Annotated in this window: 10 protein-coding genes, 1 tRNA gene and 2 pseudogenes; 6 read left to right on the forward strand and 7 right to left on the reverse strand. The window is 68.8% G+C overall.

The window, feature by feature from the left end; translation table 11 throughout:
- Positions 1-84: 84 nt before the first annotated feature.
- Both ACWDRR_RS17875 and ACWDRR_RS17880 read right to left on the reverse strand, forming a co-directional pair.
- Positions 85-597 (reverse strand): very short patch repair endonuclease, encoded by a 513-nt coding sequence (locus ACWDRR_RS17875; protein ID WP_449773123.1) that lies wholly within the window; start codon positions 595-597, stop codon positions 85-87.
- A 101-nt stretch (positions 598-698) separates the two neighbouring features.
- Positions 699-2,141, reverse strand: a complete 1,443-nt coding sequence (locus tag ACWDRR_RS17880; protein ID WP_449773124.1) for a hypothetical protein — start codon at positions 2,139-2,141, stop codon at positions 699-701.
- A gap of 1,123 nt (positions 2,142-3,264) precedes the next feature.
- Here ACWDRR_RS17880 and ACWDRR_RS17885 point away from each other — a divergent pair.
- Together ACWDRR_RS17885 and ACWDRR_RS17890 are read left to right on the forward strand one after the other, a co-directional pair.
- Entirely contained in the window at positions 3,265-7,869 is a 4,605-nt protein-coding gene (locus tag ACWDRR_RS17885; protein WP_449773125.1) for a tetratricopeptide repeat protein, read from the forward strand.
- Positions 7,870-8,054: 185 nt separating this feature from the next.
- Positions 8,055-9,118: pseudogene (locus ACWDRR_RS17890) on the forward strand (IS630 family transposase).
- Positions 9,119-9,446: 328 nt separating this feature from the next.
- Here the strand turns inward: ACWDRR_RS17890 and ACWDRR_RS17895 are convergent.
- Positions 9,447-9,517, reverse strand: a tRNA-Gly gene (locus ACWDRR_RS17895).
- A gap of 278 nt (positions 9,518-9,795) precedes the next feature.
- Here ACWDRR_RS17895 and ACWDRR_RS17900 point away from each other — a divergent pair.
- Positions 9,796-10,017: a hypothetical protein gene (locus tag ACWDRR_RS17900; RefSeq protein ID WP_449773126.1), complete on the forward strand. Its 222-nt coding sequence runs from the start codon at positions 9,796-9,798 to the stop codon at positions 10,015-10,017.
- A gap of 71 nt (positions 10,018-10,088) precedes the next feature.
- Positions 10,089-10,664, forward strand: a complete 576-nt coding sequence (dcd, locus tag ACWDRR_RS17905; RefSeq protein ID WP_449773127.1) for a dCTP deaminase — start codon at positions 10,089-10,091, stop codon at positions 10,662-10,664.
- An 85-nt stretch (positions 10,665-10,749) separates the two neighbouring features.
- Here dcd and ACWDRR_RS17910 read toward each other — a convergent pair whose 3' ends face one another.
- The 4 genes and pseudogenes from ACWDRR_RS17910 to ACWDRR_RS17925 all read right to left on the reverse strand — a co-directional run bounded on the left by ACWDRR_RS17910 (position 10,750) and on the right by ACWDRR_RS17925 (position 16,669).
- Positions 10,750-11,640 carry a metal-dependent hydrolase gene (locus ACWDRR_RS17910; RefSeq protein WP_449773128.1) on the reverse strand — a complete coding sequence of 297 codons (891 nt, stop codon included), beginning with the start codon at positions 11,638-11,640 and terminating at the stop codon, positions 10,750-10,752.
- A 133-nt stretch (positions 11,641-11,773) separates the two neighbouring features.
- Positions 11,774-12,814: a YIP1 family protein gene (locus ACWDRR_RS17915; RefSeq protein WP_449773129.1), complete on the reverse strand. Its 1,041-nt coding sequence runs from the start codon at positions 12,812-12,814 to the stop codon at positions 11,774-11,776.
- Between the two features lie 204 nt (positions 12,815-13,018).
- A pseudogene (locus ACWDRR_RS17920) lies at positions 13,019-14,092 on the reverse strand (sugar phosphate nucleotidyltransferase); the annotation flags it as partial.
- 363 nt (positions 14,093-14,455) lie between these two features.
- Positions 14,456-16,669, reverse strand: coding sequence for a (Fe-S)-binding protein (locus ACWDRR_RS17925; RefSeq protein ID WP_449773130.1), 2,214 nt, complete (start codon positions 16,667-16,669; stop codon positions 14,456-14,458).
- A gap of 318 nt (positions 16,670-16,987) precedes the next feature.
- Here ACWDRR_RS17925 and dnaK point away from each other — a divergent pair, with 318 nt between their 5' ends.
- Both dnaK and grpE read left to right on the forward strand, forming a co-directional pair.
- Positions 16,988-18,826: a molecular chaperone DnaK gene (dnaK, locus tag ACWDRR_RS17930; RefSeq protein WP_449773131.1), complete on the forward strand. Its 1,839-nt coding sequence runs from the start codon at positions 16,988-16,990 to the stop codon at positions 18,824-18,826.
- Positions 18,823-19,443, forward strand: coding sequence for a nucleotide exchange factor GrpE (gene grpE / locus ACWDRR_RS17935; protein WP_449773132.1), 621 nt, complete (start codon positions 18,823-18,825; stop codon positions 19,441-19,443). The genes dnaK and grpE overlap by 4 nt, the downstream gene beginning before the upstream one ends.
- The last annotated feature ends 85 nt before the right edge of the window (positions 19,444-19,528 follow it).

The following is a 19,528-nucleotide window of genomic DNA, read 5'->3' on the forward strand; positions in this document are numbered from 1 at the left end:
TCGCCCGGACGGCCACTCGCATGGCAGGGCCTGCCCAGCGTCTCGGGGTGCGGCAACGCCATGCACCAGGCAGCAGCCCCTACCTCAGGGGCCAGTGAAGACCTGCTCGTTTTCTCTGATCACCGCCCCGCTCCGGGCCCGGATAGCCACGGCCCGCGGGTGTCCCTGGTGTGCAAGTGCCTCGACCACCTTGGCCACTGCGGTCTCCACGGTTTCGTGCTCCCAGACCCGCAAGGGGAGCCACCCCAGCCGGAGGAGGTGTGCGTCGGTGTCCTTGTCACGACGGACATTGTTCTGAAGCTTGTCCCACCACCACTCCGCATTGTGCTTCGGCATGTGCAGGTGCTCGGGGCACGCGTGCCAGAAGCAACCCTGCACGAACACCGCAGTCCTCCAGCGCACGAACGTGACGTCCGCCCGACGCCGCCGCTTCTTCGGGATGGGAAGGTTCACCCGGTACCGGAACCCCAACGAGTGCAACGCCCGCCGCAGCGCGAGTTCGGGCCGGGTGTTCACACTGCGCTGCGCCATCATCACGCGCCGGGCATTGGCGTCCCGGGGCGGCGGCACACCCGCCCGGCCAGCTCTGTCTCCCATGCGCTGACCAACCGCGATCCGGAGTCCTGGTCACTCCCGGCCCCTCGTCTCGGGCCTACACGTCATCGCACTGCTCCGATGGGTCTGGTTTCGGCCGCAGGCTACGCGAACGGCCAGGGGAACTCGCGTGTGTTCAGCGAGCCCAAGTAGGGCGCAAGGTTCTGCCGGCTGGGCGTCGGTTCGGGCGGCAGGGCCACACCGGTGACCACCGGGTCGATGGAGTCGGCGTGCGCCTCCGCCCAGCGGAGCCAATCAGTGGTCGACTCGGTGACGGTACCGGTGGCGTTCTCCCGCAGTTCCGCGCAGAGGCTGCGGATCTCGTTGGCTACGCGCCGGGCGTCCAACTGCTCTAGCAGCACCTTGAGCCTGTGGTCGTCGATCAGACTGCGGTGAGCCTGATCAACGGCCTCGCGCCAGCGTTGCTCACGGAGCCGCTCAGCCTGCTCACGCTCGACCCGCTGCTCCTCAGCCCGTACAGCCCGCTCCTCGATCGCCGCCAAGAGAGTGCCGAGACGGGATTCGAGGGTCCAGCGCACGCCGTCCGAACAGTCGTACATGCGGTGTCCGTAGGTCCGGTCGTGACCGGGCTCCTCGATCATCAGCCGCCCGTCGGGCACGTGGTCGTACTTCGGCAGGCGCCTCCGCATCCACTCCGGCTGCCTCTCGGCATCACGCAGTTCCTTGGGCGTCGGCTCGTGCGGGTGCTTGCTGGTGCGCTCGCAGATCTCCAGGGGAAACGCATGTCCCTTCACGATGATCACGACCTCGGGTTCCGGCTCGGCCCGGCCCCTCCAAGCGGTCTGCGGCGCCCAGGCCTCCACGGCGTATCCCCGCCGCTCGGCCTCGGTGAAGAGACCCTGCATGATCCGTAGGGCCCGGTCCACGAGCGACCTGGAGACGTGTACCGGCACGACCCCCTGCTGTCCACGGGTGTCAGCCATCCCGGTCAGGCCCCGCCCCAGGGCCCTGCGCGTCGCTGCGATCAGGGGGTGCGGACGAGCGAGATCAGCCGGCACATCGACGACCGGCACCGGTGGGGGTGACGGAGACTCCTTCGCGAGGTCGACGAGCCGGAGCTTGAGGTCCCCCCTCTCCCGCCCGGTGAGCCTCAACTTGTGCCCTGACGGCAAGAGGTCGTTGTTCACCGCGTGGTAGAACGCCCTTGCCCACCGGCCCCGGGTCATGACGCCCGGGTCCGGAACGATGACGTTCCCGCCGGCCGCTTCGAGCCGGCGAATCAGGTCGGCCCCGTCGACCGGGGCGTCCTTCACCGTTTCCAGATCACGAGCATTGCGCTGGGCCTCTCGCTCGGCCTCCTCCGGATGCCGTCCGTGCTGCAGGTAGTACCTCCCCTGCTCCGATACGACCGCGGTCTGGATCTGGCGGCCCTCCTTCGTGACGGAGAATTTCCGCGCGACCAGCCTCCGCTGTTCGAGGGCCCACAACGTGTTCGTCTTGTGCGACTCGACCTCGGCACCGGGGTTGGCGGCGAGCCACCGCAACATCTCGGCCTGGATCTCGGTGGGAGCCAGTGAGAACTTCACGTGTCGCACCGTACGGAGACCCCAGCAGGTGCGGACGAACTCGGAGGAAATCGAGCGACGCCGGGCGGGAGGTGTTATTGGCCGCTGCTGGGTCTGCTAGCTGGCTTCTGCCGCACCGGTCCACGCCGCTGAAGGGGCCCGTACACGCGTGCCGTGCCGGCTGTAGGGACTGCGTCCGGCGATCCGGCGGTGCGGAGGATCCACTTCGACGGTTCCCAACCCCGGTTGCCACACTGGCGCTGGAGCCGCGGACCAATCGGGCAACTCAGGGCGTGGAGAACGGAGCGTCCCCTGCCGATGCCGTGGTTCTCGCCTCCGCACACACAATCACACGGGGTTCCCGAGGCTGCGTCGGCACAGCTTGTTGAGCCGCAGAACGGGGTGCCGTCTCCGTCTGGGTGATACAAGCAGAGTCTTGGGGCACAAGGGTCTGGAGGTACCAGTCGAGGCACGCGATGGCTCCGGTCAACTCACGGTCGAGGAAGGCGAGTAAAACGGGTCCAACGTCCTCTGTAGTCGTAATGACGCTCCAGTAGGTAACCGGGGGTGCGTTACCGGGGACCAGCCCCTGATATCCGGAGGCGAACGTCCGTGCTGCCGCGTGATTGCCGACCGCGCACATGTCCGTGCTCACGCCCAGCGGGCGGGCATCACCGATTACCCATGAGTCATCAGACACATGGGCCCATCGACTACCGGTTGTCTCGCACCAGACCTTGCCACCACGTATCTCAGCCCACTCGTTCACCATGCCGACGAGCACGGCTTCCGTGTCCCGACCGTCCGAAAGCGTCCGCTGCTCAACGGGTGCCTTCGCTAGAACACGGCGGAGTAGATCCTCGCCTTGCCGGGTAGCCGGTTTGTTGGGATACGACCTGCCACGTGACGCCTTCAAGCAGCACCTCTCGCCGGGTCGGACAATCTGGGAACGGAGCGATCCTGCTCGCCATTCAAGGTTCGCAAACCGGAACTCTGTTAACTTCGGACAACTGCTGACGAGTTGGCAGCTCACTTGAGCTGCTCCTCCCTTTGGTCTCGATGACCGTGTCATCGACGCAGAGTCATGCCCTGAGGCGGCGCTGCCTCGCCCCCAATGTCAGTGGCATGTCTCAGCATGGTCAGCATGACGTCCTATGCGCTGGCTGGCCTTGGCGCCCAGCGATTCGAGCAACTGTCCCAGGCACTCGCCCTGAAGACTCTCGGGGTCTCCGTGGAGATCTTCGGCGACGGGCCGGACGGCGGACGAGAAGCAACTTTCCAGGGGCTGACGCACTTCCCGAGCGCCGACGCACCGTGGACCGGCTACGGCGTTCTGCAGGCCAAGTTTCGCAGCCGCCCGGAAGGTACGGGCAAGGACGCCGATTGGCTGATCAGGCACATCAGAGCGGAACTGGACGCATGGGGCGATCCTGCTTCCAACCGGGTCCGAAACGGGCGCCTGCCGGACTACCTCCTGTTCACCACCAACGTCGTCCTGTCCCCCGGTGCGGGCAACGGGGGCATCGACCGCGTCCATGCGGCGGTGCGCGAGCGCGTGGATCAGCTGGGCCTCCCGGTCAAGGGGTGGGACGTCTGGCACTACGACAAGATCTGTCGACTGCTCGACAACAACGAAGACGTGCGCCACGCCAATGCCGACGCCGTCCTGCCCGGAGACGTCCTAGCCCGTCTGCACACGCTGCTCGAGGAGTTGGAGGCGTCTCGAGCACCGTCCGGACCGCCTCGGGGCTACGGACTGCCACGAGAGCTGCGGCCGCTGGTGGGGCGCGAAGAAGTGCTCGCGGATGCGCTGGCAGCCCTCGACGCTCCCGGTCCCGAGAACAGGTGCTCCGTGTTGTTCACCGGTGGGCCGGGCATCGGGAAGAGTTCTCTGGCTCTCAGGTTGGCGCACGTGCTGGAGGAACGCTATCCCGACGGGCAGCACCACCTCGATCTGGCCCTGGCCGCCGGCGAGGGCTCCGAGGTCGACCTGGTGTCGATGCTCCTCCAGACCCTACGGCCCGTTGGCGATCCGATCCCCGAGGGTCGCAGCCAACGTCGTGCGCTCCTGCGCGCGACGTTGGCCGACCTCAAGGTCCTCCTATTGGTGGACGACATCGTCTCGGAGGAGGCGCTGTTGGAGGTACTGCAGATGGACGGCCCATTCGCACTCGTGTGTACGAGCAGGGCGAAACTCAGCGGTCTTGCCGGCCTGGTCCACTGCGTCGAAGTCGGTCCTTTGCCGACCGAGCACAGCGAGACACTCGTGAAGACCGTGACCGGGCCGTCACGGCTGACCGACGCGCAAGCGTCAGACCTCGCCGATGCCTGTGGTGGACACCCCCTTGCGCTCCACATCGCGGCCGCTCACCTCGCAAGGCGCCCCAAGGTGGACGCAGACCGGTTCATCCAGGACATCGCGAGCCCTGACCACGGGCTGCGGGCTTTGCGGGCTGGCCAGACCTCCATCGAGCCCGTGATCGAGCGGAGCTTCGCTGCTCTTGACCCAGATCAGGCTCACCTGTTCACGGTGCTCGGGATCCTGCCGCACATGTCCATCACGATCGATGTCGCCGCCGCAGCACGTACCTCGGAAGAGGATCTCGCTGACGTTCGCCTCGACGCGGTTGCGGAACTCCTCGACGAGCTCTTCGAGCTGAGCCTCATCGAGCAGGTTGACGAAGAACGCTACGTCTTTCACGAAATCCTGCACCGGTTCGCCCGTCTCAAGTCGCGCTCCGCCACAGTGGAATGCCGTGAGAGTGCCATTCGGCATGCTTGTCTGATGACCGCTGCCCGCGCCGAGTCGGCCACGGGGTCGATCGGTTTCACCGACAGGGAAGCCACTGTCCCAGCGCCGAGCAACCTGAAGGCCTTGCAGCGGCTGAGCGCGGACCGGCCAGGTGCGGTCGCCCTTGTCGAACTTGCTCGGGATCACCAACTCTGGGGGCCACTCGTCACACTCGCGGCTGACTACACAGCCGCTCTGTGGCACGGCAGCCACTGGGGTGACATCGAACGTGTCTACCGCTGTGTCCTGGAGGCCGGCACCGGGTCCGACAACCCCGCCTGGGCGGCAACCGCCTTGCACAACCTCGCCATGGCCTCCGCCCATCTCGGCGACAGCCAGCATGCCGCCGAGTTGTACCAGCAGGCGGCCCAGACTGCCCACGACGCTGGCGACCCCTACCTGATGCACCTTGCAGAGCTGGCGACAGCCTCTCTGCTCATCAACCTCGGCCGTGCGCGTGACGCGATCCCCTACTTGCGCCACGGACTGCCGTTCTGGCGTATCACTGAGTCCCAGGAGGTACTGGCCCAGGCCCTCGGTAACCTCGGGCAGGCGTACCTCGCTGTCGGTCAAGTGCGCAGGGCCGAGCATTACCTGCGAAACAGCCGCAACCTCTTGAAGCTCGGCACTGCTGCGGATCTGTGGAACCGCAGCGCCCTCGGCGCACTGCTACGTGCCGGCGGTCGTACGGTTGAGGCCGCACAGCAAGCCGCTCAGGACATCGAACGAGCCCGTGCGGTGGGAAGCCGGGCATGGGAAGCCACAGCCCTGATGGCGCTCGCCGAGACGCCTCCGCAGGACCGACCGGGGTCCGCTCCTGTGGACCCTCTCGATGCGGCGTTGGCGATCTACCGGGACACCGGAGACGTCCAAGGTCAGGTGCGGGCGCTCTACCGTCTTGGAAGTCAGGCCGCCGAGCGCGCAGAGGTCGAGACGGCCGCCGCGCGCCTGGGCGAGTGTGCACGTTTGGCGACCAGCATCGGCAATTACGAACACGCGTCCCAGTCGCTGGCTTACCTGGCGTCCTACCACGGGCGCACCGGGCATCTGGACGAAGCAGAAGATCTCTTCACGCAAGCCCAGGACATGGCCCGACACACCGGAAACCCCGTCGTGCAGGCGCAGACTCTGCAGAAGCACGCCGAATTCCTGTGGTGCGCAGGCCGAATCGGCCAGGTCGTGGCGCTACTGTCCGAAGCCGTGGGCCTGCTGGAAGAAACCGAGCACAAGCAGGCCAAAGCCCAAGCGAAGGCCGCCTTCGGGGAAGCACTCCTGGTCTCGGGCCAATGGCAGGAAGGGGCCCGCATCCTGGAGCAGGTCACCTCCATCACGTCCGATGAAGCCATGCCCTCAACCAAGGCCCAGGCGAGCCGCGCGCTCGCGATTCTCTATTCGCGCCGGGGCCTCCATGCTGAGGCCATGACCATGATCACAAGGGCACTGGACGCGTGCAACCGTGCCGGCGACACTGCGGCCGTTCTGCGCACCAGAATGGCGCTCGCAAACATGCACGTCCGCAACCAGGAGTGGCAAGAGGCAGTCAGCGAATATCGCAAGGTCGAGAGTGTCGCCGAGGCACAAAAGGACATCCACATCCTACTCACTGCGAAGACGCAGGCCGCCATGTGTCTCTTGTTCGGAGAAGACCCGGATCAAGCCATTGCCAAGCTCAATCGTCTCTTGCCGCTAGCGCAGAAGTTGGGAATGCTCTCCCTGGAAGCGGCCATCCACGTCAATTTGGGTGCGCACTGCGCCGATTCCGGCGAGCATCCCTCGGCCCTCGAAAGGTTCACGCAAGCCAGAACGTTGATCGAGGAACTCGCCGACGACACTCTACTGGCTCCCTGTCTGATGAACCTGGCCCGCTCCTGCAAGGCCCTCGGCCAGATCGACTCCGCCCGGAGCCATGCGCGCGAGGCCTTCGGCGTCCACCAACGCATCGGAAGCTGGTCGGGAGCTGGAGAAGCGCTGCTGGAGCTCGCCCGTCTTCACACCATCGGCGACGCGGACACCGAGGAACCCACCCTTGCTGACCTCCTCGGCGCCCAGAAGCTGCAGGACCGCCGAGTTCTGGAGTCCATCCGGACCCGCCTTCAGCCCGCTGACCAGAACCTCATGTTCCCAGCCGATCACGGCATGGGGCCCCCAACGACTGCTCCGGACGGGAGGCGCATCAACATCGCCTCGTCGGTACGGCGGGGACTACCCAGCCGCGACATCACTGGAATGCTCGCTCGGCTCTCCAACTCTCGCCAGACCTGCGACGCGTGCAATCTGGCGATCGCCGAGACCGGCGACGCCGAACTGCTGTTGCTGCGCCACCCGGACACGGACCAGGTCACGGTGCGTCTTGCCCACCCCCAATGCGTCGCTTCCCAGGTGATCCAACTCAGCGGGAAGGCACCCAAACCACCCAAGATGACCTCCGAGGTCGAGTGCATCCTGTTCGGTGGCGACGGGGCGGGAATCATCGTTGACTGCTATGGCGGATGGGGCTCAGTGGGCGATGGCCCCGTCCGAGATCTGGTCCTGGACACCCATCTTGCCGCCGGGTTCACCGATCTCGGAGGTTTTATCGACGGCCTGGAGGACGGCGACGTCCTGGACCTCAGAACCATCCCCCCAGTCCACGACAGCGATGTGCAGGCGCGATTGGAAGACAACCGGCTCTCCGTCTCCGGTCCTTCCGGGGACCTGCTGAGCGGCATGCCACTCAACTTCTTCCCCCACTGGTACCAGGCCGCCCGCGAGGGAAAGCTAATCATCGTAGTCGGCCGAAACCTCCAGGGGATGGCCGCAGATGACATGTCCTACTTGCTGGAGGCGATGCATTCCGGCCAGGCTGTCGGCGGCACTGTGCCGCTGTCCGTGGCGCGCCCGCGAAGGAATGCACCCTGTCCGTGCATGATGCGGACCGGACGCAAGTTCAAGCACTGTTGTGGCGGGAGCAGCGCTTAATGGTGTTCTGAACCGTCCTGTACCACCCGCAAGCACAGATGGTCACCTTATGAGCGTCGCTACACGGGCTGGGGCACTTCGCGAACCGACCGCATCGGTGCCTCGGCTCCGCTACTGAACTTGATTGAGTGATGTCGGGGCTGTTTGTCTGACAGCGGTGGGTGAGTTCCGGTAGCCCTGGCTTCGTGAGATATGCGCAGGGCGGCGGGCTGACCGACGCCGAGAGGGCCGCGCGGGAGCGGATCCGGCTGCAGGCGGTGGAGCGTTTCGAGGGCGGGGAGAAGAACGGGGAGATCGCTGCCGCGCTGCGGGTGAGCGAGCGGTCGGTGGAGCGATGACGTCGGGCCTGGCGCGAGCATGGAGAGGCCGGCGTGCAGTCGAAGGGCTCGCCGGGCCGCCCGAGGCTCGGTCCGGCCCAGATCGCCAGGCTGGAGAGGGAGTTGGAGCGCGGTCCGCTCGCCCACGGCTGGGCGGACCAGCGGTGGACGCTCGCGCGGATCAAGACGCTGATCGGCAGGCTGTTCCACGTCTCGTACACGGTCGAGGGCACGTGGCAGTTGCTCAAGCGGCACGGCTGGTCGTGGCAGCAACCTGCCCGCCGGGCGATCGAGCACGACGACGCGGCGGTCGAGGTGTGGAAGAAGGAGACCTGGCTGCGGGTAAGAGCACCGCGGCGGAGCGCAACGCATGGATCGTCTTCGAGGACGAGGCCGGGCAGTCGATGACTCCGCCGCGCGCCAGGACTTGGGGCCGGATCGGCCGGACCCCGGTCGTGAGGATGAGGGGCCGGGGCTCGGGGCGGGTGTCGATGGCGGGCATGACCTGCTACAAACCCGGCGAACGGTCCCGGCTGATCTACCGCATCCGCGAATACCGAGGCCGCAAGGACGAGCCGAAGGGCTTCGGCTGGCGCGACTTCCACGACCTGATCGTCCGTGCCCGCATCCAGCTCGGCGGACCGATCGTGCTGGTCTGGGACAACATCCGCCTGCACCTGACGGCCGGCATGCGGGAGTTCATCGACGCGAACGCCGAGTGGCTCACCGTGTTCCAGCTGCCCACATATGCCCCGGACCTCAACCCGATCGAGGGCGTCTGGTCGCTGGTCAAGCGTGACATCGGCAACCTCGCCGCGGCCGACCTCGGTCAGATCACCCGCGCCGTGAAGCACAAACTGAAGATGCTGCAGTACCGACCGGAGGTCATCGACGGCTGCCTCGCCGGCACCTACCTGGTCCTGGACCTGTGAGCGCGCGGCCGACGGCGCTGGCTACGGCCACCGTCCTGAACCCGAGCTGACAACACCTGGCGGTCTCGGACCCTGACGCCGCCGCCGCGAGCCGTCCGACATCACGAGTTCAAGTTCAGTACCATCCCGAGGCTGAAGTCCCCGCACGCCAACTCGCGGCCCTGCCATTTGTGCGCTCGCCACCCCGCCCGTCGTGTGTCCCTGATGGGCCGAATCCACCACTCAAGCGCGCACGCAAACAGCCTTCTGGCACGGATCTGCACGGCAGGGGTGAATTGGTCTAGACAACGCGAAAGCCCCAGGTCGCTGACCTGGGGCTTTATTGCGGAGCGGGCGACGAGAATCGAACTCGCGCTATAAGCTTGGGAAGCTCATGTTCTACCATTAAACTACGCCCGCCTGATGGGCCGTCAGAGACCGCTCATCTGCCCTCACTGTACCCCATGCGTGACGCCCGTTGCACAGGTGGCCCGGGGTCGTGGCGGAGCCGCCCGGGGCGGGGGTGGAGGCGTACTGTGTGGGCCGCGTGAGAGTGCTCCGGCGGGCGGGTTCCGGGGCGGCGAGCCATCCTGCGGAATGTCCGGAACATCCCCTAATGTGACGCTGTCCCGAGGGCTCCGCCGTTCGGGGTGCGATGAGTACGGGTGAGTACTGGGGTAAGGATGGGAAGGGGACCGATGGAGCAGCGCGCCGTCGTTCGTTGTGCCGAGGGGCACCTGTTCAGCACCACCACGTTCCCGATGCAGAACCTCGGGCCGGGCCGGCTGGGGCCCGGGCGGTTGATCCGGTGTCCGCAGTGCGGCCGGATGCGCAGTTCGGTGCTGGCCGACGTACGGGAGCTGTCCGCGCCGCAACTGGCCCGGGCGATGCGGCTGGAGGCCGTGGAGTTCCTGGCCTGACGACGGGCACGAGGACGGAACGGGCCCCGGGCGATTCGTCCGGGGCCCTGTCGTGCACGTAACCTCGAAGCGTGCTGCTCTCTGACAAGGACATTCGGGCCGAAATCGACAAGGGCCGGGTCGTGATCGACCCGTTCGACCCTGCGATGATCCAGCCCTCCAGTATCGATGTGCGACTGGACCGCTTCTTCCGGGTGTTCGAGAACCACCGGTATCCGCACATCGACCCCTCCGAGGAGCAGCCGGACCTGACCCGGCTGGTCGAGCCGGAGGGCGACGAGGCGTTCATCCTGCACCCGGGCGAGTTCGTGCTGGCGTCGACCTACGAGGTCATCACGCTGCCGGACGACGTCGCCTCGCGGCTGGAGGGCAAGTCCAGCCTGGGCCGGCTCGGCCTGCTGACGCACTCGACGGCCGGCTTCATCGACCCCGGCTTCAGCGGTCACGTCACGCTGGAGCTGTCGAACGTCGCGACGCTGCCGATCAAGCTCTACCCGGGGATGAAGATCGGGCAGCTCTGCCTGTTCCGGCTCTCCTCGCCGTCCGAGCACCCGTACGGCTCGGCGCGGTACGGCTCGCGCTACCAGGGCCAGCGCGGCCCGACGCCGTCCCGCTCGTTCCTGAACTTCCACCGCACGAAGGTCTGAGCAGAGCAGACGCACGACGCAGCACGCACGACGGGCGGCCACCCCTGGACGAGGGGGTGGCCGCCCGCGGCGTTGTCGGCGGTGCTCAGGCGCGCTTGGGGCGGGTGACGGCGACGAGCTCGCTGCCGTCCTCGGAGAGCCGCAGCTCGGTGCGGAGCTCGGCCAGCTCGCCCAGGTGGTGCAGGTGGGTGCCGCCGCAGAAGATCTGCGCGGGGCCCTCGGGCAGCTCGCAGTGCCACTGGCGGCGGGCGGTGAGCTCGGGGCCGGGGACGTCGATGCGGACCGGGGCGTCGGCGGCGACCCAGGCGGCCAGCTGCCGGTTGACCGCCTCGGTGAGCGCGGGCAGGGCGTCGGCGAGGGCCGGGAAGTCCTCGGTGGCCTCGGCGGTGAAGCCCTTCTTGCGGAGCGACTTGCCGAGCCGGTAGGTGTCGGTGCTCGCCTCGGTGTCCATCACGGAGGTGGCCATCGCGAGGCTGTCGAAGTCCGGGTTGCCGAAGGCGTCGGAGCGGCCCGGGTCCTTGCGCCAGCGCGGCGCGAGGGCCGCGTTCAGGGCGAGGGCGAGCAGGTGGCAGCCGCTGTGCGAGGCGCAGAGCGCGGCGCGCCGGCCGGGGTCGACGGCGAGGGTCGCGGTCTTGCCGGCGAGGTCGCCCGGGTCCCCCTCGACCACGTGCAGGACCAGCCAGGACCACTCCTCGTCGCCGCGGCGGACCGGGATGTCGGCACCGACCAGCGGCGCGCCGCCGTCCGGGCCCACCGCGCCGGTCAGGCAGTCGACGACGGCCAGTTCGGCGCCGTCCACGGTGAGGGTGCCCAGGTCGGCCGGCTGGTCGGGCCAGGTGTGGTCGAGCGGGTGGAACGGCGTCGCCTCGGTGACGACCGCGTGGCGGCCGCCGTCCAGCGGGTGCACCGCGAGCACCGGGGACTCGCCGGTCACCGCCCCGGCCGGGAAGCTGACGTGGGTGGTGGGGAGGGTCATGCCTGGCTCCGTGCGCGTGAGGGTGGTGGAAGCGGAACGGGCCCCGCAGGCGGGGCCCGTCGACCATTCTCCCCCCGGGCCGCCGCCGGGCGGCCCTCGGTCGCTCAGCCGCCGCCGGGCGGCCCTCGGTCGCTCAGCCCAGGGTGGGCAGCTTGATCAGCACCAGCAGCGCCAGCAACTGCAGCGCGGCGGCGCCGGCGGCCTTGCCCCACGGCAGGTCGTGCACCCGGCGGACCATCGTGGTCAGCAGCACGGCGCAGAGCAGCCAGGTGGCCCAGCCGACGACCTGGACGACGATGTTGTCGGACGGCAGCACGAGTGCCAGCAGCAGCCGGGGCGCGTCCGTCGTCCAGCCGATCAGCACCGCCAGGCCGACCGTCGACTTCCACGGGCCGTCCCCGCCGAACTGGCGGGCCAGCGCGTAGGTGACCCCGCCGAGGGTGGCGCCGGCCAGGGTGAAGCCGATCGCGGCGACCACCATGGCGGTGAGCGCGCTGGTGAAGGTCGAGTTGACCACGTCGTCGTGGGTCAGGCCGATGCCGAGCACGGCCAGCGCGCCGTAGAGCAGCGAGACGGTGAGCGCGGGCAGCCAGACCTGGTGGTCGCGGACCCGGTCGAAGGTCGCGGTCGGGCTGCGGAAGATCCCGATCAGCAGCTCGCGCCAGTGCGGGCGCGGGCCGGTGGCGTGCGGGGCGGCCTGGCCGCCGGCCCGGTACACCGCGACGTTGTCCTCGCCGTGGCCGTCCTGGCCGTACCCCGGCTCCTGGCCGTAGCCGTACCCCTGGTCGTAGCCCTGCTGGTAGCCCTGGTCGTAGCCGCCCGGCGCGTACGGCTGCTGCCCGTACTCCGCCGGGTACCCCTGCTGCGGGTACGGCTCGCCCGCGTACGGGTCGCTGCCGGTCGGGAAGGCCCGGGTGTGGCCGGGCTGGTCGGCGGCGTACGGGTCGTACCCGCCGGGACCCCCGGAGCCCCCGGGTCCCCCAGAACCTCCGTGCCCCCCAGGCCCCCCCGGACCCCCGGGACCGCCCGCGGGCGCCCCCCGGTGCGGAGCCGTGAAGTACTCCGGACCGTCCGCCTGCCCGTACCCCCCGGGCGCCCCCGCCGAGGGGGGAGGAGCCGACCACCCGCCGCGGGGGTCGGCACCCTGACCGCTGTCGTATCGATTACCAGCCACGCTCCGAAGGTACCCGCCCGGCCGACTCCGCGTCGGTCGGGCACCGAGCCGGGGCCGGTTTGCAGCGAGCCTGTGACGACGGCGCTCCCCCGCCGCCGCGGCGGCCGGGGGACGGAGCGCCCGCCGCCGCTACCGCTGCGCGCTCACGGCCGGCGCGTGCACCGCCGCGGCCGCCGAGGCACCGGCCGGGCAGCCGCCCGGACCGGCCGAGGTGCGAACCGCGCCGACCGGCAGCAGCGTGCCGCAGGCGACCCGGATGCCGGTCGGCAGCTCGTTGTCCGACTCGACGATCGCGCCGTCGCCGATCACCGCGCCGTCCAGCGCCGTGCGGTCGCCGACGGTCGCGTACGCGCCCACGATCGAGTCCTTGACCAGGGTGTCCGGGCCGATCGACGCGCCGGGCAGGATCACGCTGCCCTCGACGATCGCGCCGGCCTCGACCACCGCGCCCTCGGAGACCACGGTGCCGCCGCTCAGCACGGCGCCGGGGTGGACGGTCGCACCGGGCAGCAGCAGGGCGTCGCCGGTGGGGCCGGGGACGGCCGGGGAGTCGACCTTGCCGAGCACCAGGTCGGCCGACCCCCGGACGAAGGCCGCCGGCGTGCCGAGGTCCAGCCAGTACGAGGTGTCCACCACGCCGCGCAGCAGCGCGCCGGTGGCCAGCAGCTCGGGGAAGGTCTCGCGCTCGACGGAGACCTCGCGGCCCGCCGGGATGCGGTCGATCACCGAGCGGGTGAAGACGTAGCAGCCGGCGTTGATCTGGTCGGTGACGATCTGCTCGGGCGTCTCCGGCTTCTCCAGGAACTCCAGCACCCGCCCGTCCCCGTCGGTCGGGACGAGCCCGAAGGCGCGCGGGTCCTCGACCCGGGTGAGGTGCAGCGTGACGTCGGCCCCGGCGGCCACGTGGCCGTCGCGCAGGGCGGCGATGTCGACGCCGGACAGGATGTCCCCGTTGAAGACCAGGACCGGCTCGTCGGGGCCGCAGGTCAGCCCGGAGGCGGCGTTGCGGATGGCGCCGCCGGTGCCGAGCGGCTCCCGCTCGGTCAGGTAGACCAGCTCGATGCCGTACGGGGTCCCGTCCTGGAAGTGGTCCTCGAAGACCTCGGCCAGGTAGGAGGTGGCGAGCACCACGCGGGTCACCCCGGCCGCGGCGGCACGGGCCAGCTGGTGCGCGATGAACGGAACGCCCGCCACGGGCAGCATGGGCTTGGGGGTGTGGGTGGTCAGCGGACGCAGTCGCGTGCCCTTACCACCGACCAGCATGATCGCCTCGGTCATGGTCTGCGCTGTTCCCCTTGTGGTCTCTGCGGCCCGGCCCGGCGGGCCGATACCTCCGTCAGTGATCTGGACACCCGCCCGGAGGGCCGGAACGGGTCGACCGGCACGGGGCCGGTCCGGCGCCTACTGTATTTCCTTCCGACGCGGGCGCTGCCGGGCGGTCCGCCGGTTGGCGCCCGGACCGGTAGGCGGCGGCCCGGGGAACGCGGTACGGAGTCCGCCCGGAAGCCCGGTGGGAGCCGGACGGGGGGCGGGCGAAAAGTCCGGCCCGGCGGGCGCTGGTCGCACCCACCGGGCCGGGCAGTTGTAACAGAACTGTCGAACAGCCGGGCGGTCGGGGCCCGGCCGGGCCGACGGTACCGGTCAGGCGTCGACGGTCTCCACCGTCTCGGCCGGCGCCGCCTTCACCGAGTCGAGCAGCAGCTGCGCGACGTCGACGACCTTCAGGTGCTCCTTGGCCGCGCCCTCGTTCTTCTTCCCGTTGACCGAGTCGGAGAGCATCACCAGGCAGAACGGGCAGGCGGTGGAGACGATGTCCGGGTTGAGCGACAGCGCCTCGTCCACGCGCTCGGTGTTGATCCGCTTGCCGATGCGCTCCTCCATCCACATCCGCGCACCGCCGGCGCCGCAGCAGAAGCCGCGCTCCTTGTGACGGTGCATCTCCTGCTGGCGCAGGCCCGGGACCTTGTCCATGATCTCGCGCGGCGGGCTGTAGACCTTGTTGTGCCGGCCCAGGTAGCAGGGGTCGTGGTAGGTGATCAGGCCCTCGACCGGGTTCACCGGGACGAGCTTGCCCTCGTCGATCAGGTGCTGCAGCAGCTGGGTGTGGTGGATGACCTCGAAGTGGCCGCCCAGCTGCGGGTACTCGTTGGCGATGGTGTTGAAGCAGTGCGGGCAGGTGGCGACGATCCGCTTCTTCGGGGCGTCCTCCAGCGCCGCGTTCAGGGTCTCGACGTTCTGCGCGCCGAGCATCTGGAAGAGGAACTCGTTGCCCAGGCGGCGGGCGGAGTCACCGGTGCAGGACTCCTCCTTGCCGAGGATCGCGAACTGCACGCCGGCGGTGTGCAGCAGCTCCGCGAAGGCCTTGGTGGTCTTCTTGGCGCGGTCCTCCAGGGCGCCGGCGCAGCCGACCCAGTAGAGGTACTCGACCTCGGCGGGGTCGATGTCCTCGCCGATCACCGGCACCTCGATGCCGGTCTCCTTCTTCAGCTCCTTGACCCAGTCCAGGCGGGCCTTGGTGGCCATGCCCCACGGGTTGCCCTTGTTCTCCAGGTTCTTGAGCATCGTCCCGGCCTCGGTCGGGAAGGAGCTCTCGATCATGACCTGGTAGCGGCGCATGTCGACGATGTGGTCGATGTGCTCGATGTCCACCGGGCACTGCTCGACGCAAGCGCCGCAGCTGGTGCAGGACCAGAGCACGTCGGGGTCGATGACGCCGTTCTCCTCGGCGGTGCCGATCAGCGGGCGCTCGGCCTCGGCGAGCGCCGCGGCGGGCACGCCGGCCAGCTGCTCGGGGGTGGCGATCTCGTTGCCCTCGGCGTCCTTGCCGCCGCCCGCGAGCAGGTACGGCGCCTTGGCGAAGGCGTGCTCGCGCAGGCTCATGATCAGCAGCTTCGGCGAGAGCGGCTTGCCGGTGTTCCAGGCGGGGCACTGCGACTGGCAGCGGCCGCACTCGGTGCAGGTGGAGAAGTCGAGGATGCCCTTCCAGGAGAAGTGCTCGACCTGGGAGACGCCGAAGACGGCGTCGTCGGCCGGGTCCTCGAAGTCGATCGGGGCGCCGCCGCTGGTCATCGGCCGCAGGGCGCCGAGCGCGGTGCCGCCGTCCTCCTCGCGCTTGAAGTAGATGTTGAAGAAGGCGAGGAAGCGGTGCCAGGCCACACCCATCGAGGGGTTGATGCCGATGGTGATCGCCCAGGCGAAGGAGATGCAGATCTTCAGCATCGCGAAGAGGTAGATCAGGTTCTCCAGCACGCCGTGCGACAGGCCCTTGAAGGCCAGCACCAGCGGGTAGGAGATCAGGTACGTCGCCTCGTACGAGCCGACGTTCTCGAGCGCGCCCTCCAGGCCGCGCAGGATCATGATGCAGAGGCCGATGCCGAGGATCGTGTACTCGACGTAGAAGGCCTGCCAGGCGATCGAGCCGGCGAACCGGGACTTGCGGCCGGACCGCGAGGGCAGGCTCAGCAGCCGGATCACGATCAGGGTCGCGATGCCCAGGGTGGTCAGGGTGCCGACCAGCTCGGTGAAGAGCTCGTACGGCAGCCAGCCGCCGAGCACCGGCAGGACGAACTCGGCGTCGAACAGCTGGAAGAAGGCGGTCAGCAGGGTGAGGCCGAGGGTGAAGAAGCCCACCGCGACGAACCAGTGCGCGACGCCGACGACGCCCCAGCGGTTCATCCGGGTGTGGCCGACGAACTCGACCGCCACGGTCTTCGCCCGCTGGGCGGGCGCGCCGAATCTGGTGGGGTCCGACTGTCCGGTCCTCACCACCTTGAAGATGTACATCGCCGCACGGGCGGCGAGCGCGGTGCCGATCACAAACGTGACCAGCGAGATGACGATCGCTGCTAGCTGCATCGGCTCTCCGTCTCCTGCGGCTTCCCTGGTGAGCAGTTTCTACGCGTGTGAGTGTACTCGCCGGTAACTTCCCGGGCCGACGGCCCGGACATTACCGCTCGCCACACTTCTCCAGAAGATGCTCAAGGTATGGCGGCAGTCACGTGAGTCCATACTCACCACGCCCTCCGGGCGGGTCGACCCCGTCGACGACCCGTGTGCGACGCAGTTTTCGGCTCAGCAAAGTTGAGCGCCAGCGACTCATAGCTGTTGACGCCCTCCGTCGAGTCGTGCATCCTTGAGCCTGTAAAGCTCAACTCTTCCGTGGAGGTACCAACGATGGCACGCGCGGTCGGCATCGACCTCGGTACGACGAACTCGGTCGTCAGCGTCCTTGAGGGTGGCGAGCCCACCGTCATCACGAACGCCGAGGGTGCGCGGACCACGCCGTCCGTCGTCGCCTTCGCCAAGAACGGCGAGGTGCTGGTCGGCGAGGTGGCCAAGCGCCAGGCGGTCACCAACGTCGACCGGACCATCCGCTCGGTCAAGCGCCACATGGGCACCGGGTGGAAGATCAACCTGGACGGCAAGGACTTCAACCCCCAGCAGATCAGCGCCTTCGTGCTGCAGAAGCTGAAGCGGGACGCCGAGGCCTACCTGGGCGAGACGGTCACCGACGCCGTCATCACCGTCCCGGCGTACTTCTCCGACTCCGAGCGTCAGGCCACCAAGGAGGCCGGTGAGATCGCGGGCCTCAACGTCCTGCGCATCGTCAACGAGCCCACCGCGGCCGCCCTGGCCTACGGCCTGGACAAGGACGACCAGACCATTCTCGTCTTCGACCTCGGCGGCGGCACCTTCGACGTGTCCCTGCTGGAGATCGGCGACGGCGTCGTCGAGGTGAAGGCCACCAACGGTGACAACCACCTCGGTGGTGACGACTGGGACCAGAAGGTCGTCGACCACCTGGTGAAGGTCTTCCAGGCCGGCCACGGTGTGGACCTGTCCAAGGACAAGATGGCCCTCCAGCGCCTGCGCGAGGCCGCCGAGAAGGCCAAGATCGAGCTGTCCTCGTCCTCCGAGACCTCGATCAACCTGCCCTACATCACGGCCTCCGCCGAGGGCCCGCTGCACCTGGACGAGAAGCTCACCCGCGCCCAGTTCCAGCAGCTCACCTCCGACCTGCTGGAGCGCTGCAAGGTCCCGTTCCACAACGTCATCAAGGACGCCGGCATCGCGCTGTCCGAGATCGACCACGTGGTCCTGGTCGGCGGCTCGACCCGGATGCCCGCCGTCGCCGAGCTCGTCCGCGAGCTGACCGGCGGCAAGGACGCCAACAAGGGCGTCAACCCGGACGAGGTCGTCGCGATCGGCGCCGCGCTCCAGGCCGGTGTCCTCAAGGGCGAGGTCAAGGACGTCCTGCTGCTCGACGTCACCCCGCTGTCCCTCGGCATCGAGACCAAGGGCGGCATCATGACCAAGCTGATCGAGCGCAACACCACGATCCCGACCAAGCGCTCGGAGATCTTCACCACGGCCGAGGACAACCAGCCGTCCGTGCAGATCCAGGTCTACCAGGGCGAGCGCGAGATCGCCGCGTACAACAAGAAGCTCGGCATGTTCGAGCTGACCGGTCTCCCGCCGGCCCCCCGCGGCCTGCCCCAGATCGAGGTCACCTTCGACATCGACGCGAACGGGATCATGCACGTCGGTGCGAAGGACCTCGGCACCGGCAAGGAGCAGAAGATGACCGTCACCGGCGGCTCCGCGCTGCCGAAGGACGACATCGAGCGCATGATGCGCGAGGCCGAGCAGTACGCGGAGGAGGACCACAAGCGCCGCGAGTCGGTCGAGACCCGCAACCAGGCCGAGCAGCTCGTCTACTCGACCGAGAAGTTCATCGCGGACAACGCGGACAAGCTCCCGGCCGACGTCAAGACCGAGGTCGAGGCCGCCATCGGCGAGCTCAAGGAGGCCCTGAAGGGCGAGGACATCGCGGCCATCCGCGAGGCCTCCGAGAAGGTCTCCACCACCGCCCAGAAGCTCGGCCAGGCGCTCTACGCCAACGCCGACGCCGCCGGTGCCGCCCCGGCCGGTGACGCCGCCGGCGCCAAGGACGACGACGTCGTCGACGCCGAGATCGTGGACGACGAGAAGCCCAAGGGCGGTGCGGCATGACGGAGAAGCCGCAGGGTGCTGAGCCCGGCGACGACTCCGCCGCCGAGGAGGCCGTGATCGAGGCCGCCGAGGAGGCCGCCGCGGCCGGTGACAGCACCGGTGGCGCGGGTGACGCGGCCGCCGCCAAGCGCGAGCTTGCCGAGCGGACCGCCGACCTGCAGCGCCTCCAGGCCGAGTACCAGAACTACCGCAAGCGGGTCGAGCGGGACCGTCTGACGGTCCGCGAGATCGCGGTCTCCAACATCCTGGAGTCCCTGATCCCGGTGCTGGACGACATCGGCCGGGCCCGCGAGCACGGCGAGGTGACGGGCGGCTTCAAGTCCGTCGCCGAGTCGCTGGAGACGGTCGTGGCCAAGCTGGGCCTCCAGCAGTTCGGCAAGGAGGGCGAGCCCTTCGACCCGACCATGCACGAGGCGCTGATGCACAGCTACTCCTCGGACGTCACCGAGGACACCTGCGTCCAGATCCTCCAGCCCGGCTACCGGATCGGCGAGCGGATCATCCGCCCGGCGATGGTGGCGGTCGCGGAGCCCCAGCCGGGCACCCAGACCACCTCCGGGCCGGACGCCGACAAGGCTCCGGACGCCGACAAGGCCGACGGTGGCTCGGAGAGCTGAAAACCTGTGCGCTGCGGAGTCGTACGCCGGCCAGTACGGCGGCCGGCTCCGCAGCGCCGTATCCGTTGACCCGGCTCCCCGTGAC

It is taken from the genome of Kitasatospora sp. NPDC003701, assembly GCF_053587085.1.